Below are 15,323 nucleotides of genomic sequence, written 5' to 3'. Positions count from 1 at the left end.
AACGGTCCGCGCGACACGGGGCATGACGGCCCGTGCCCGGCGGCGACAACGACAGGACGACGGCACGATGGCAGAACCGAAGGCGCTCCCTCGCGACTGGCAGCGGATCTTTTCCGCCGGCCGCAGCGTGTCCGGGCGACGTCTCGGGGCATCGCCGCGCGCCGACCTGTTTCTCGCCGCGTTCATCGTGTCGGTGGTCGCGCTGTTCATCCTGCCGCTGCCGCAAGCCGCGCTCGACGGGATGATTTCGCTGAACCTCGCCGCGAGCGTCGTGTTGCTGACGGTGTCGACCTACGTTCCTTCGGCGGTCAGCTTCTCGTCGTTTCCCGCGCTGCTGCTGTTTACGACCCTGTTCCGGCTCGCGCTGAACATCGCGTCGTGCAAGCTGATCCTGCTGCACGCGAACGCGGGCCACGTGATCGACGCGTTCGGCCGGCTCGTGGTCGGCAACAACGTCGTGGTGGGCGGCGTGGTGTTCCTCGTGATCGCCGTCGTGCAGTTCATCGTGATCGCGAAGGGCTCCGAGCGGGTCGCCGAAGTCGGCGCGCGCTTCTCGCTCGACGCGATGCCGGGCAAGCAGATGAGCATCGACGCGGACCTGCGCGCGGGGATCATCAGCGCCGACGAAGCGCGCGAGCGTCGCGAGAAGCTCGAACAGGAATCGCAGATGCACGGCGCGATGGACGGCGCGATGAAATTCGTGAAGGGCGACGCGATCGCGGGCCTCGTGATCGCGTTCATCAACATCGTCGCGGGCATCGCGGTCGGCACGCTGATGCACGGCATGGACATCGGCGAGGCGCTGCAACGTTACGCGATCCTGACGGTCGGCGACGGGATGGCGTCGCAGATCCCGTCGCTGCTGGTGTCGATCGCGGCCGGCATCGTGACGACGCGCGTCGCGACGCGCGACACGCGGCAGCGCCAGCTCGGCGAACAACTGGGCGAGCAGCTCGGCGCGCATCCGCGCGCGCTGCTGATCGCGGCGCTGGTGCTGGCCGGCTTCCTCGTCGTGCCCGGTTTTCCGAAGTGGTCGTTCGCGCTGATCGCGTTCGGCCTCGGCGCGTTCGCATTCACGCAGCTGAAGCGCAAGACGACCGCGCCGAGCTTCAACCTGATTCATATCGCCGGCCGCATCGGCGCGACCGACGACGGCCAGCCCGCGAAGGTGTCGCATGCGGCGGGCGTGACGTCGCTGATCGCGGTGTCGCTGTCGGACGACCTGCGCACGACGCTGAACCTCGCGCAGCTGCAGACCGCGCTGTCGAGCGCGAAGGCGCGCGTCGACGCGGATATCGGCACGGTGTTTCCGCGCATCACGTTGAACGACGACGAGGGCGCAGCGGCAGGCACGTACCGGATCTATCTGCAGGACGTGCTCGCCGCGCATGGCGCGCTGAAGCCGGGCTGGCTGCTGTGGGACGGCGTCGCGCCGCTGCCCGAGCGCGCGGAGCGCCAGCCGGCCGAGGCGTTCGGCCCGTTCGCGACCGCGCTGTGGATCAAGCCCGACGGCGCGGCGCCGGACGGCAAGTGGCTGACGAGCGAAGGCGCGCTCGCCGCGCACGTCGAACAGATCGTGCGCCAGCATGCGGACGAACTGCTCGGCATCCAGGAAACGCAGGCGCTCGTGCACCTGGTGCGCCGCGAGCATCCCGAACTCGTCGGCGAACTGACGCGGCTCGTGCCGCTGCAGCGCGTGACCGAGGTGCTGCGCCGACTGCTTGCCGAACAGGTGCCGATCCGCAACCTGCGCGTGATTTTCGAAAGCCTGATCACGTGGGCGCCGAACGAACCCGACGACGTGATCGCGCTGGTCGAGCTGGTGCGCGTCGACCTGCGCCGGATGATCACCGATCGACATGCGGGCGCGACGCGGCAGCTGCGCGTCGTGCTGTTCGAGCAGAACCTGCAGGAGCGGATCGAGAACGCGGTAATGCGCACGAAGCAGGGCAATTTCCTCGCGCTGTCGAGCGCGATCAAGCAGGACATCGGCGAACAGGTGCGCGCGATCGTGCAGGCCGCGACGTCGGCGCAGGCGGCCGGCGCGGGCGGCCACGGCAACCCGCAAGGCGCGGCGCGGCTCGCGGTGATGGTCGCGCTCGGCGCGCGCCGCTACGTGAAGACGATCCTGCAGCCGGTGCTGCCCGAACTCGCGGTGCTGTCGTACCAGGAGGTCGAGGAGGACGTGCAGCTGCATACGGTCGGCTGGGTGAAGAACCCGCCCGACGACGGCACGCTCGGCGCGGGCGCCGGCGTGCGCGCGCCGGGAGTCGCGCAATGACGAGCTCGACGATCCTCGACCTGACCCGGCAGGCGCTGATGCTCGTGCTGCTGCTGTCGCTGCCGATCGTGCTGATCGCCACCGTCACTGGCCTCGTGGTCGCGATCCTGCAAGCGGTCACGCAGGTGCAGGACGCCAACATCGGCATCGCGGTGCGGCTGATCGCCGTGATGGTCGCACTCGTGCTGCTGTCGGGCTGGCTCGGCAGCGAGGTGCTGCGATTCGCGCAACAGGCGCTTGAACGCATGTTCGTTTCTTCCTCAGGAGTGCTTTGATGCGTCGACGCGTCACCCCGATCCGGTTTCAACCGCGCCGCCTGCAACGGGCCGCGCTCGCCATGTGCGCGACCGCGCTGCTCACGGCATCGCTGTGCATGACGGTCGCGCATCCGGCGCGCGCGGCGGACCTGCGCTGGCGCAACAAGCCGTTCACGATCGTCGCGAACGGCAAGAAGATCGGCGATTTCATTCGCGAGCTCGCATCGTCGCAGGGCGTGACGGCCGTGGTCGATCCGAAGGTCGACGGCGTGATCAGCGGCCGCTTCTCGGGCACGCCGCAGCAGACGCTCGACACGATCTGCTCGACCTACGGGCTCACGTGGTACTACGACGGCTCGTTCCTGTACGTCGATCCGGCCGACCAGTCGCAGACGCAGATGATCCCGATTCCGCCGAACGCGGCCGGCGAGATCGGCCGCTCGCTGCAGGCGATGCAGATTCCCGACAAGCGCTACACGCTCGTGATCAACGACCGCGCGAACAGCGTGTACGTGGCCGGCCCGCGCCGCTACGTGGAGCTCGTGCGGCAGGCGGTCGGCTCGGTCGGCGACCCGTCGGCGAACGGCGCGCATGCGGACATCCGCGCGTTCCGGCTCAGGTACGGCTGGGCGTCCGATTTCACGATCAACCGCTCGGGCAAGGAAGTGACGGTGCCGGGCGTCGCGACGATCCTGCGCCGGCTGTTCGGCAAGGGCGGCGGCACGAGCGAACTGCCGTCGAGCACGCCGCTCGGGCAGGCCGCGCGTCAGGTGAAGCTCGGCTCGGGGCTGACGATCGCGGTGCCGCGGCTCGACTTCCCGGACATGTCCGGCGGCCCGCGCCAGGGCGGCTACGGCGGTGCGGACGGCAGCGCGGGCGGCTTCTCGCCGTTCTCGAGCGGCGGCGGTGGCGACACGCTGCCGCAGATCGTCGCCGATCCGGCGATCAACGCGGTGATCGTGCGCGACCTGCCGGAGAACATGTACCGCTACCAGTCGCTGATCAACCAGCTCGACGAGCGGCCGCGCATCGTCGAGATCAACGTGACGATCATCGACATCAACGAGGATTCGCTCGACAGCCTCGGGATCGACTGGCGTTTGCACACGACGCACGGCGACGTGCAGATCGGCAACGGCCAGAACCCGCTGAACGGCAACACGCAGTTCAACGGCGCCGGCAATCCGCCGCTGACGTTCGGCATCGGCACGTCGGAAACCGGGCAGACCGGCGCCTTCATGCCGACCGGCATCGCGCTGACCGCGTCGATCGGCGGCTCGTTGCGCAACTATCTGCTCACCCGCGTGAACGCGCTCGCGCAGAAGGGGCAGGCGCAGCTGCGCTCGAAGCCGAAGGTGCTCGCGCTCGACAACACCGAGGCCATTCTCGAGAATCTTACGCAGTTCTACGTACAGGTGCAGGGCTACCAGGATTCGTCGCTGTACAGCGTGACGACCGGCACCAGCATCAAGGTGACGCCGATGATCGTCGACGAGGCGATCCGCAACGCGGCCGCCGTGTCGGGTAACCCGCAGAGCGTGATGATGTCGATCGACATCCAGGACGGCAACATCGTGCCGGGCCAGGCCGTGTCGAACGTGCCGGTGATCCAGCAGCGCAACATCGTCACCAAGACGATGATCGACGAAGGCAAGAGCCTGCTGATCGCGGGCTTCAACGACGACGAGGTGCGGCTGAACAAGAGCGGCGTGCCGTGGCTGTCCGACATCCCGCTGATCGGCAACCTGTTCAAGTACACCGACAAGTCGGGCAACCACATGGAGCGGTTCTATTTGCTGACGCCGCGCGTGGTGACGACCGCGTCGATGTACGCGCCGGACGGCTCGCCGGTGAATCCGGGCGCCGATGGGCCGGCCGGTTCGAACGGCACGTCGATGTATCGCCCGCCGGACAACGACATCGCGGTGCCGCTCACGCCCGCGCCGCTGCCCGGCACGAAGTTCGGCCCGCCCGCGCTGCCGCCGCCGAAGGATTCGGCCGCGCAGCCCGTGGCGACGACCGCAGGAGCGTCCACTCATGTCGACGACCATCATTGACCCGCACGGCGACGGCGCATTGCCCGGCGGCGGCGCGGCCGGATCGGCCGCGCTCGCGTCGCCGTGGAACCTGTGCTTCCTCAGCGGGCCGATGTACGGCCGCACGATGTCGCTCGCGCGCGGCGCGAACTGGGTCGGCACCGCGGCCGACTGCGAAGTGATCCTGCCCGATCGCGAGATCGGCGCGAAACAGGTGTGCCTGCAGGTCGGCGCGCTCGCGGTGACGGTGCAGAACCACGGCGGCGACGGCGGGGCGCCCGTGCTGTTCAACGACGAGCCGCTCGGCGCGGGCCGCCGCTCGATGACGCCGCAGGACGTCGTGACGGTCGGCTCGATCAAGCTCGGCATCGCGCGTCATGCGCAGGCGAGCGTCGCGGTGCCCGACGAGGCCGACACGCAGGACGCCGCGCGCGAGGCTGCGTGGCTCGGCTGGCTCACCGGCGGGCTGCGACGTCTCGGCAGCCGGCGGCTCGTGATCGCGGTCGTCGCGCTGTGGATCGGCGTGCTGCTCGGCGCGCTCGGTTACGGCTTCGTCGCGTGGTCGGGGCGCCTGCCGTGGCAGCACGAGTCGGTGCTCGCACGCACGCACCGGTTGCAGCAACTGCTGCACGCGTATCCGGAGCTCGCCGTCGCGCCGCGCGACGACGGTGTGATCGTGTCGGGCTACGTGAGCGACCCGGCCGCGCGGGAACGCGTCGCGCAGATCGTCGCGGGCGTCGACAACGCGGCGCTCGGCAACATCTACGTGGTCAGCGATCTCGTCGCGACCGCGCAGACGTATTTCAGCGACACGGCACTGACGGTCACCTATCTCGGCCGCGGCCGGATCGAATTGACGGGCGCGGCCGAGCGCGCGCAGATCGAGCCGCGCATCCGCAACTACATGAAGGATGCGCGTCCGGCGCTCGAGGTGGTCGACCACGTGCGCGACGCCGATGCCGCCGCGCCGCGCACCGCGACGACGCTCGGCGGCGTCGCGGGGATTCCGGAGATCACGACGGTATTCGCGGGCGACGGCGACCAGCGCTACATCGAGACGGCCGACGGCAGCCGCTATTTCGAAGGTGCGCGGCTGAAGGAAGGGCCGACCGTCGTGTCGATCGGTCCGGACGAAGTCGTGTTCGAGCGCAACGGCCAGCGCATCACGATGCCGCTTGGCGGCGCGTCCGCGAGCGCGCCGGAGCGGGCGCCGGCGCCGCCCGTGCCGCCGCTCGCGAGCGGCGCGGCGGCCGGCGTCGCGCAGCCGGTGCCGGGCCCGACGCTGCCGCAGGATGCGCCGGTGACGCCGGCCGTCGCGGCCGCCGGTGCCTCGAAGGAGGCGGCGCACTAGCGTCGCGACAGGATTTGCGCATCGCGCGTCGCGCGGTGCGCGCATTACGCGACACGCCGCATGCATGCGGCGCGTCACGTCGCCGGCGGGGCATGGGGCCGCCGCCGGAAAGTGGATGACGTTCTTCACGCAAAAGGAGCGAAATATGGGTGCCTCGGCAGCAGGTAGCGCGGGTGGTCCGAATGACACGACCCAGGTGCAGCAGCAGGCGGACGACCTGACCAAGACGCAGCTCGAACTGACGAAGATCAACTTCCAGGTTCAGCAGTCGACCGCGACGTTCGAAACCAGCAACGCAGTAACCGCGCAGGAAGGGACGGCGAACGCCCAGGTTGCGCAACACCTGAGTTCCGCCGGCCGCGCATGAAGCCGGTCGCCGGCCGCGCCGCGCGACGCCACATGCCCGGGCCGCCCATGACGGGCGCCCGGCGGGGCGTGTGCGCGTGCCGGCCGGCTCGTTCCCGGCTCTGCCGGTCAAGGAGGACACGATCATGTCGGTAACAGGCGTAGGCGCGGCGCCGCCGGGCGCGGCCGCGCTCGCGGGCGCCGTGCAGCAGGCGGGCACGGCGTCCGATCCGGCGCAGGTGCGCCAGTTCGATGCGTTGATGCAGCCGGGTGCGGCCGGGGCGTCGCCGTCGGCGTCGGGCGTCGCGATGTCGCGCGCGCCGGCCGATGCGGCGCCGGCGGTGCAGATGACGCCCGCGACACCCGCGCAGGCGAACCATTCGTCGCTGGTCGAGCGGTTGCGCACGTACGGCAACGATCTCGACACGCGGTACGCGAACATCGACAAGCATCGCACCGAGATGCTGACGTCGATGGCGGACAACCGCAGCGATCCGCTGATGACGATGGTGAAGGCGATGGATTTCCAGTGGACGGCGACCACCACGATTTCCGAATACCAGTTGAGCCTGTCGGTCGCGCAGGCGGCGAACGGCTTCACGCACACGGTGCTGAAGACGCAGGAGTGACGAAGGCCGGTGCGTGTGCCCGAAGCGGCCGCGCGCCCTGAAGCGGACAAACGATGACGACGATCGATTCGACGCCGCGCATGCATGCGTGGCGCAGCCGGGCAGCGCGAGCGCTGCTCGCGGGACTGCTCGCGCTGCTGGCCGGCTGCCAGAAGGAGCTGTACTCCGGCCTGTCGGAGCGCGACGCGAACCAGATGGTCGCCGTGCTCGGCGATGCGGGCATCAGCGCGTCGAAGGACAACGACGCGCGCGACACGTCGGATCGCAACGCCTGGCAGGTGAGCGTCGCGGACGGCGACATGCAGTCGGCGCTCACCGTGCTGCAGGCGAACGGGCTGCCGAAGCCGAGCTATGCGAGCCTCGGCGAGCTGTTCCAGAAGCAGGGGCTCGTGTCGACGCCGGCCGAGGAGCGCGTGCGCTATCTGTACGGCGTGTCGCAGGACCTGTCGCGCACGCTCCAGGACATCGAGGGCGTGGTGGTCGCGCGCGTGCAGGTCGTGATTCCTGAGAACGATCCGCTCGCGGACAAGATCAAGCCGTCGTCGGCGGCCGTGTACATCCGCTACCGGCCGGGCGTGGACCTGCGTGCGATGGCGCCGATGGTCAAGGATCTCGTCGCGCACAGCATCGAAGGGCTGCAGTACGACAACGTGTCGCTGTTCCTGCAGCCGGCCGCCGCGCGCGCGACGCGCGTGGACGGCATCGGCAGCGCGGTGTCGGACGTCCTGCGGCTGCGCTCGCCGCTCGGCTGGCTGGTGTTCGCGCTGATCCTGCTGACCTGCGCGGTGATCGCGCTGTCGGCCGCGCGGCGCGGGATGTTCGGCGCCCGGCTGGCCGGGCTGGTCGGCACGCCGCGCGGTGCGAACGGGGGCGGCGGTGCGTCCGCGTCGTCGGGCGGCGGCCTGCGCGCGCCGGACGGCGCGCGCGACGGCGCATGAGCGAACACGCCGCGCTGCCGCCGGGTGCCAGGCCCGATGCCGCGCCGCTGCCGTGGCTGCACCCGCTCGCGCCGCCGCCGCCCGCGCGGCTCGCGGAGTTTCACGCGCTCGTCTGCGAATTCAACCTGCGGCCCGACCGCTATCTGCACGTGACGCGCGTGCCGGCCGAGTGGCCCGCGCGCTATCGCTCGCCCGACGCGTTCGGCCCGGCCGGCCGCAAGCTGCTTGCGCGCCATCTGCTCGACGCGAACGACGTGGCCGCGCATCACGACTTCGACGTCGCCAATCCGTGTGCGCGGCTCGCGCTGCTGCCCGGCGCGGCGCTCGAGCAGCTTGCGTCGTATGCGGGGCTGCTGCTGCATCGCGGCTGGCTGCGCGACGCGCTGACCGTGCGCCGCATTCGCGCGGAAATCGCGGCGAAGCTCGGCGGCGACGCGCTGGAACTCGCGCTCGAGCGCGCGCCGGAATTCGGCGCGCTCACGGACACGCTCGAACCGTGGCGTGCCGATCCGGCCGCGCTGCCGGTGGTGATCCGCGCGCGCGGCGGACGGCTGCTCGCGGATTTCATCGGCGTGGCCGGCGACGCGGTCGCGCGGCGCGCGCGCCTGAAATTCAACCGCGCGATCGACGACGAAGCGCCGTACTGGCTGAACCGCGCGCAGCGCGACCAGTTCGGCGAATTGCTGTTCCTGTTTCTGATTCCCGAGAGGCTTGCGTCATGGGACTGGCTTTTCTGATCACGAGCGACAACCTGCAGCTGCTGTCGGAGCGCAAGGTGCTCAAGGAGCGCGAATACGCGGCGCTGCTCGACGCGTCCGCGGTGATCGCGACCGCGCGCGACGAGGCCGCGCGCATCGTCGCCGATGCGCAGCGCGAATTCGACAAGCGCCAGGCGGCGGGCTACGACGAAGGCATGCGCCGCGCGCAGCGCGAGCATGCGGCGCAGGCGTACACGCAGGCGCTGGCCGCCGCGCGCACGATGGAGTCGATGAAGGATTCGATGGCCGACATCGTCGTGAAGGCCGTGCGCGCGATCGTCGGCGAGATGGGCACGCAGAAGCTCTACGAGGCCGCGCTCGCGCGGATCGCGCCGCTCGTGCGCGACGAGGCGTTCCTGATCGTGCGGGTCGCGCCGGGCCGCGAGGACGAGATGCGCGACGCGCTCGACCGCGCATTCGCCGGCCAGTCGAATCGGCAACGGATCCGCATCGTCGAGGATGCCCAGCTCGAACGCCACGCGTGCACGGTCGAGACGCCGTCCGGGCGCATCGACGCGAGCCTCGACCTGCAGATCGACGCGCTGCGCCAGGCGATCCGCCGCGATGCGCTGAAGGGCACGTCGCGATGAACACGCCGCTCGACGATCCGCAGTCGTTCGGCGGCGACAGTGACGACGATGCGGCGCCGTTCGATCGCGGCCGCCTCGTCGGCGACCTCGACGCGGGGCTCGCATTTTTCTCGCCGGTGTCGGTGCAGGGCCGCGTCAATCACGCGGTCGGGCAGATCCTCAACGCGACCGGCATCCGCGCGCGGCTCGGCGAGATCTGCGAACTGCGCACGCCGAACCAGCCGACGCTGCTCGCCGAAGTGGTCGGCTTCTCGCGGCAGACCACGTTGCTCACGCCGCTCGGCGACGTGGCCGGGCTGTCGCCGGAGACGACCGTCGTGCCGTCCGGGCGCGAGCACGTGTTCCCGGTCGGCGAAGCGCTGTTCGGCCGCGTGCTCGACGGGCTCGGCCGGCCGCTCGACGATCGCGGGCCCGTGACGGGCGCCGCGTGGGTATCGACGCAGCAGGACCCGCCGAACCCGCTCGCGCGCAAGATGATCGACACGCCGTTTCCGACCGGCGTGCGCGTGATCGACGGCCTGATGACGCTCGGCATCGGCCAGCGTGTCGGCATCTTCGCACCGTCCGGCGTCGGCAAGAGCACGCTGCTCGGGATGATCGCGCGCGGCGCGCAGGCCGACGTGAACGTGATTGCGCTGGTCGGCGAACGCGGCCGCGAAGTGCGCGAATTCATCGAGCACAGCCTGTCGCCCGAGGTGCGCGCGCGCTCGATCGTCGTCGTGTCGACGTCCGATCGTCCCGCGATGGAGCGCGTGAAATCCGCGCTGGTCGCGACCGCGATCGCCGAGCACTTCCGCGATGCCGGCAAGCGCGTGCTGCTGCTGGTCGATTCGCTGACGCGCTTCGCGCGCGCGCAGCGCGAGGTCGGTCTCGCGAGCGGCGAGCCGCCGACGCGGCGCAGCTTCCCGCCGTCGACGTTCGCCGTGCTGCCGCGCCTGCTCGAACGCGCGGGGCAGGGCGCGACCGGATCGATCACCGCGCTGTACACGGTGCTCGTCGAAGGCGATGAGGAATCCGATCCGATCGCCGAGGAAGTGCGCTCGATCCTCGACGGCCACATCGTGCTGTCGCGCAAGATCGCGCTCGCGAACCGCTATCCGGCGATCGACGTGCTCGCGAGCCTGTCGCGCGTGATGCCGCTCGTCGCGAGCCGCGCGCATCAGCACTCGGCCGCGCGCGTACGCGAGCTGATCGCGAAGTACCAGGAGATCGAGCTGCTCGTGCAGATCGGCGAGTACCGCGAAGGCAGCGACCGGCTCGGCGATCTCGCGCTGCGCGCGCGCGATGCGATCGGCGCGTTCTGCACGCAGGCGTCGCACGAGGACGTGCGTTTCGACGCGCTGCTCGCGAAGCTGACGAAACTCGCGAACGACCATGTCTGAAGCCGACGACCGTCTCGTGCTCGCGACGCTTGCGCGCCTGAAGCGCGTGCGCGAGATGCGCAGCCAGATCGCGCGTGTGGCGGCCGCGCGCCAGCAGGGCATCGCCGCGCAGAGCCGCCGCGCGCTCGATGCCGCGCACGCGCAGCTCGCGCGGCAGGTCGCGGCGAAGGCCGCGATCCAGACGCGGCTCGCCGACGACCTGCGCGAGGCGCGCGCGCTGCAAAACGCCGCGGCCGACACGCGCACGTTCGATCGTCACATCGGCGTCGCGAATGCGTCGGTCAGCGAAGCCGCGCACGTGCACCGCGATCACGAGGCGACGCTCGCGGACCTGCAGCGCGCCGCGCGCAAGGCCAAGGCCGCCGAGGACAAGCTCGACAAGGCGGGCGAGAAGGCATTGCAGGCGCGCGCCGCGCGGGTCGAGCGCGACGCCGACGAGGTCGCGGATGCGCATGCGGTGCGGCGTTTCGCGACAGCCGGCGTGTGGGCGGGCGATGCGCCGGAGCATGCGGCGGGGCAGCCGGAGATGGCCGCCGTATTCGATGCGGAGATGGTGTCGCGGCCGGCGGATGCGGATGCGACGGCCGCGGCAGACTCCCCCGACACCGCCGACTCGACCGCTGCCGACGCTGCAACCCCTCCCGCCGCCGCGGACCGCCGATGCTAGACCACGCCGCGAATTTCAACGACATCGCCGGCACGCTGCGGCCGCTGCTCTACGTGATGCCGCGCCTGCTGCCGGTCATGTTCGTGGTGCCGGTGTTCAACGAGCAGATCGTCACGGGCCTCGTGCGCAACGGAATCGCGGTGGTGATCGCCGCGTTCGTCGCGCCGGTGATCGATCCGGCGCAGGTCGCCGCGCTGCCGTTCCTGATGTGGTGCCTGCTCGTCGCGAAGGAGGCGGTGGTCGGCATGCTGCTCGCGGGCGCGTTCAGCGCGGTGCTGTTCGCGATCCAGGGCGTCGGCTACCTGATCGATTTCCAGACCGGCAGCGGCAGCGCCGCGTTCTTCGATCCGATGGGCGGGCACGAGGGCGGGCCGACGTCGGGATTCCTCAATTTCGTCGCGATCGCGTTGTTCGTCACCGCGGGCGGCCTTCAAGTGCTGGTGCAACTGTTCGCGCAGTCGTACGCGTGGTGGCCGATCGGCTCGCTCGGCCCCGATTTCTCGTCGATGCTCGAGACCTTCGTCGTGCGGCAGACCGACACGATCTTCGAATGGATGGTGAAGCTCGCCGCGCCCGTCATCATCGTGCTGGTGCTCGTCGAGCTCGGCATTGGTCTCGTCGGGCGCGCGGTGCCGCAACTGAACATCTTCGTATTCGCGCAGCCGGTGAAGAGCGCGCTCGCGGTGCTGATGATGGTGCTGTTCCTGCCGGTGGTGTACGCGTCGCTGCATGCGCTGCTGAGCCCCGACAGCGGGCTGATGGCGCTGCTGCGCGCGCTGTTCGCCGCGCACGGCGGCGCGTGACGGCCCGCCGGAACAGGAGCGACGATGGCCGAAAAGAACCAGCAGCCGACCGCGAAGCGCCTGCGCGAAGCACGCCAGAAGGGCGACGTGCCGAAGAGCGCGGAGACGATCTCGTCGGCGTTCTTCGTCGGCGTGTGCGTCGCGCTCGCGGTCGGGCTCGGCACGCTGTTCGCGCGGCTGCAGGCGCTGTTCCGGCTCGTGTTCGATGCGGCCGGCGCGGCCGATCCGTCCGCCCGGCTCGCGGCGCTGATCGACGGCGCCGCGCGCGACTGGGCGCTGCTGTCCGCGCAGATCGTCGCGGCCGGGCTGCTGGCCGGCCTGCTCGCGGGCTTCGTGCAGGTGGGCGGCGTGATGGCGTGGAGCCGGCTCGTGCCGCAGCTGTCGCGGCTCAACCCAGCCGAGGGGCTGAAGAACATGTGGTCGATGCGCAACCTCGTGAACCTCGCGAAGATGCTGCTGAAGACCGTGCTGCTCGCTGCGACGCTCGGCTGGCTGATCGTCGAGTCGCTCGACCCGTCGGTGCAGTCCGGCTTCACGCGGCCGATGTCGATTCTCGCGCTGATCGTGAAGCTGCTGATGCTGCTGTTCGGCTGGGCCGCGCTGATCTACATCGTCATGGCGCTGATCGACATCGTTCACCAGCGCCATGAGTTCAACCAGAAGATGAAGATGTCGATCGAGGAAGTGCGGCGCGAGCACAAGGAAGACGAGGGCGATCCGCACATCGAGGCAAAGCGCCGGCAGCTCGCGCGCGAAGCGCAGTTCTCGTCGCTGCCGGACCGGATCGGTTTCGCGTCGGTGGTCGTCTATTCGTCGAGCGTCGCGGTTGCGCTCTATTACGGCGGGATCGGCACGCTGCCGTGGGTGCTCGCGCGCGGCGAGGGCGAGGCGGCCGAGCGGATCGTGCGGCTCGCGCGCGACGCGCTGCGCCCGACGCTCGCGAACGCCGGCCTCGCGCACGCGCTGTACGAGAGCACGCCCGAAAAGGGCACGATCCAGCAGCAGCATTTCCGCGAGGTCGCGCAGTTGCTGAAGTGGGCGACCGGCGCGGCATGACGGGTACGGCCCGCCGGGCCCCGATCGCCGGCATGCACGCCGTTCGCCGATGCGCCGTGATGTGGACCCTTTTCCAGTTTGCCGGGCCGATTGCACGTCGGGCTTGACGCGGCTTTTTTTCCGGATTTGTCCGACATTCATCCATGAATTATTGCTGATTTATTTCTTCGTAATATGGCTTGACCGTCAGCCGGGCGGCGGGCCGCGAGGTTGCGCCGCCGCTGACGGACCAGGTCAACAGAGGCAGACAAATCAAATGTGCGGAATCGACGGCTTTCTGAATAGCGTCGCCTTCGATGAGGAGACAGCGCGCGGCACGCTCGCGCGAATGACGGCGAGCGTCGCGCATCGCGGGCCCGACGGGCAGGGCCTCTGGGTCGACCCGGAGGCTGGCATCGCCCTCGGTCACCGGCGGCTTGCGATCGTCGATCTGTCGGTCCACGGCCGGCAGCCGATGGCATCCGCGTGCGGCCGCTACGTCATGGTCTTCAACGGCGAAATCTACAACCATCGCGAGTTGCGCGCGGAGCTCGAGCGCGCGGGTCGCGCCCCGGCGTGGCGCGGCCACTCCGACACCGAGGTGCTGATCGCGGCGATCGTCGCGTGGGGCGTCGAGGCGACGCTGCGGCGCGCGACCGGCATGTTCGCGTTCGCGCTGTGGAACCGCGCGTCGCGGGTGCTGACGCTCGCGCGCGACCGGATCGGCGAGAAGCCGCTCTATTACGGCCGGATCGGCGACGCACTGGTGTTCGCGTCGGAGCTGAAGGCGCTGCGGGGCTATCCGGGCTTTGACGGCACGATCGATCGCGACGCGATGTGCCTGTACCTGCGCCAGTCGAGCGTGCCGGCGCCGCATACGATCTATCGCGGCATCAGCAAGCTGCCGCCGGGCACCTTCATCCAGTTCGAGCATGCGCGCGACACGCCGCGCGTGCGCGCGTACTGGACGCTCGAGCAGGCGATCGAAGCGGGCCGCGAGCGGCCGTTCGAGGGCAGCGCCGACGAGGCGGTCGGGCAGCTCGACACGGTTCTGCGCCAGGCGGTTGCGCGGCAGATGGAAGCCGACGTGCCGCTCGGCGCGTTCCTGTCGGGCGGTATCGATTCGTCGGCGATCGTCGCGCTGATGCAGGCGCAGTCGGCGAACCCGGTCGACACGTTCACGATCGGCTTTCACGAGGCCGGTTACGACGAAGCCGGCTACGCGAAGGCGGTTGCGCGCCATCTCGGCACGCGCCACACCGAGCTTTACGTGACGGCCGACCATGCGCTCGGCGTCGTGCCGAAGCTGCCGGCGATCTACGACGAACCGTTCGCCGACGCCTCCCAGATTCCGACCTTCCTCGTGTCCGAGCTGACGCGCCGGCACGTGAAGGTGAGCCTGTCCGGCGACGGCGGCGACGAGCTGTTCGGCGGCTATACGCGCTATTTCCTGACGCCGCGCCTGTGGCGCAAGCTGCATCGCGTGCCGGCGGCGGTGCGCGCGCGGATCGCCGCCGCGCTGCACGCGCTGCGCCCCGATCACGCGGACCAGCTCGCGGCGGTCGCGCAGGGCGCATGGGGCGGTGTGGAAGCGCGCGACTCGGCGACCCGCATCGGCGACCGGCTGCACAAGCTCGGCCACGTGATGACGGCCGAGAGCCGCATCGGGCTGTACCGGCTGCTGATGTCGTCGGTGCATCATCCGGAGCGCATCGCGCTCAGCGGCCAGGAGCCGCCGACGCCGCTCGATACGGTGTCCGCATGGCCCGCGAACCTGAGCTTTGCCGAGCAGGCGATGGCGATCGATACGCTCACGTACCTGCCGACCGACATTCTCGCGAAGGTCGACCGCGCGGCGATGGCGGTCAGCCTCGAGACACGCATGCCGTTCCTCGACCATCACGTCGTCGAATTCGCGTGGCGGCTGCCCGCGTCGGTGCGCTTGCCGGAAGGGCCGTCGAAGGCGCTGCTGCGCCGGCTGCTTTACCGGTACGTGCCGCCGGCGCTGATCGACCGGCCGAAGCAGGGCTTCTGCGCGCCCGTCGATCACTGGCTGCGCGGCGCGTTGCGCGACTGGGCCGACGCGCTGCTGCAGCCGTCGCGGCTGCGCGACGAGGGCTTCTTCGATGCGGCGGCCGTCGAGCGGCTGTGGCGCCAGCATCAGGCGGGCCGGATGAACTGGCAGCACCAGCTGTGGACGGTGCTGATGTTCCAGGCGTGGCTGGAACATCAGCGGGCGGCGTAACGCGCG

At 70.2% G+C, this 15,323-nt stretch carries 14 protein-coding genes; all 14 read left to right on the top strand.

Features of this window, described 5'->3' with window-relative positions:
* The first annotated feature begins 67 nt into the window (after window positions 1-67).
* The 14 genes from sctV to asnB all read left to right on the top strand — a co-directional run bounded on the left by sctV (window position 68) and on the right by asnB (window position 15,317).
* The gene (sctV, locus tag ACV22V_RS09380) at window positions 68-2,281 is read left to right on the top strand and encodes a type III secretion system export apparatus subunit SctV (protein ID WP_059819694.1); all 2,214 of its coding nucleotides are present in this window, start codon (window positions 68-70) and stop codon (window positions 2,279-2,281) included.
* Complete coding sequence (gene sctS, locus ACV22V_RS09375; RefSeq protein WP_011659215.1) at window positions 2,278-2,556, top strand: type III secretion system export apparatus subunit SctS; 279 nt, start codon at window positions 2,278-2,280, stop codon at window positions 2,554-2,556. The genes sctV and sctS overlap by 4 nt, the downstream gene beginning before the upstream one ends.
* Complete coding sequence (gene sctC, locus ACV22V_RS09370; RefSeq protein WP_448013639.1) at window positions 2,556-4,595, top strand: type III secretion system outer membrane ring subunit SctC; 2,040 nt, start codon at window positions 2,556-2,558, stop codon at window positions 4,593-4,595. Before sctS ends, sctC begins: the two co-directional genes overlap by 1 nt.
* Complete coding sequence (sctD, locus tag ACV22V_RS09365; RefSeq protein WP_448013638.1) at window positions 4,576-5,925, top strand: type III secretion system inner membrane ring subunit SctD; 1,350 nt, start codon at window positions 4,576-4,578, stop codon at window positions 5,923-5,925. The genes sctC and sctD overlap by 20 nt, the downstream gene beginning before the upstream one ends.
* A 145-nt stretch (window positions 5,926-6,070) precedes the next feature.
* Window positions 6,071-6,292, top strand: a complete 222-nt coding sequence (locus ACV22V_RS09360) for a hypothetical protein (protein WP_059527208.1) — start codon at window positions 6,071-6,073, stop codon at window positions 6,290-6,292.
* 124 nt (window positions 6,293-6,416) lie between these two features.
* Window positions 6,417-6,899, top strand: a complete 483-nt coding sequence (locus ACV22V_RS09355) for a hypothetical protein (protein WP_448013637.1) — start codon at window positions 6,417-6,419, stop codon at window positions 6,897-6,899.
* A gap of 53 nt (window positions 6,900-6,952) precedes the next feature.
* Window positions 6,953-7,837, top strand: coding sequence for a type III secretion system inner membrane ring lipoprotein SctJ (gene sctJ, locus ACV22V_RS09350; protein WP_448013636.1), 885 nt, complete (start codon window positions 6,953-6,955; stop codon window positions 7,835-7,837).
* On the top strand, window positions 7,834-8,574 hold the full coding sequence (locus tag ACV22V_RS09345) for a SctK family type III secretion system sorting platform protein (protein WP_448013635.1): 741 nt from the start codon (window positions 7,834-7,836) through the stop codon (window positions 8,572-8,574). Before sctJ ends, ACV22V_RS09345 begins: the two co-directional genes overlap by 4 nt.
* A complete protein-coding gene (gene sctL, locus ACV22V_RS09340) occupies window positions 8,556-9,185 on the top strand; it encodes a type III secretion system stator protein SctL (RefSeq protein ID WP_059526757.1) in 630 nt (209 codons plus the stop codon). The genes ACV22V_RS09345 and sctL overlap by 19 nt, the downstream gene beginning before the upstream one ends.
* Window positions 9,182-10,567: a type III secretion system ATPase SctN gene (sctN, locus tag ACV22V_RS09335; protein WP_059526754.1), complete on the top strand. Its 1,386-nt coding sequence runs from the start codon at window positions 9,182-9,184 to the stop codon at window positions 10,565-10,567. Before sctL ends, sctN begins: the two co-directional genes overlap by 4 nt.
* Entirely contained in the window at window positions 10,560-11,234 is a 675-nt protein-coding gene (locus ACV22V_RS09330) for a hypothetical protein (RefSeq protein ID WP_448013634.1), read from the top strand. The genes sctN and ACV22V_RS09330 overlap by 8 nt, the downstream gene beginning before the upstream one ends.
* Window positions 11,228-12,037: a type III secretion system export apparatus subunit SctT gene (gene sctT / locus ACV22V_RS09325; protein ID WP_059526749.1), complete on the top strand. Its 810-nt coding sequence runs from the start codon at window positions 11,228-11,230 to the stop codon at window positions 12,035-12,037. Before ACV22V_RS09330 ends, sctT begins: the two co-directional genes overlap by 7 nt.
* Window positions 12,038-12,061: 24 nt before the next feature.
* A complete protein-coding gene (locus tag ACV22V_RS09320; RefSeq protein WP_059692139.1) occupies window positions 12,062-13,093 on the top strand; it encodes an EscU/YscU/HrcU family type III secretion system export apparatus switch protein in 1,032 nt (343 codons plus the stop codon).
* 256 nt (window positions 13,094-13,349) lie between these two features.
* Window positions 13,350-15,317, top strand: coding sequence for an asparagine synthase (glutamine-hydrolyzing) (gene asnB, locus ACV22V_RS09315; protein WP_448013633.1), 1,968 nt, complete (start codon window positions 13,350-13,352; stop codon window positions 15,315-15,317).
* Window positions 15,318-15,323 lie beyond the last annotated feature (6 nt).

Source organism: Burkholderia sp. AW33-5, assembly GCF_053427615.1.
This window is presented reverse-complemented; position numbering and strand designations above follow the sequence as displayed.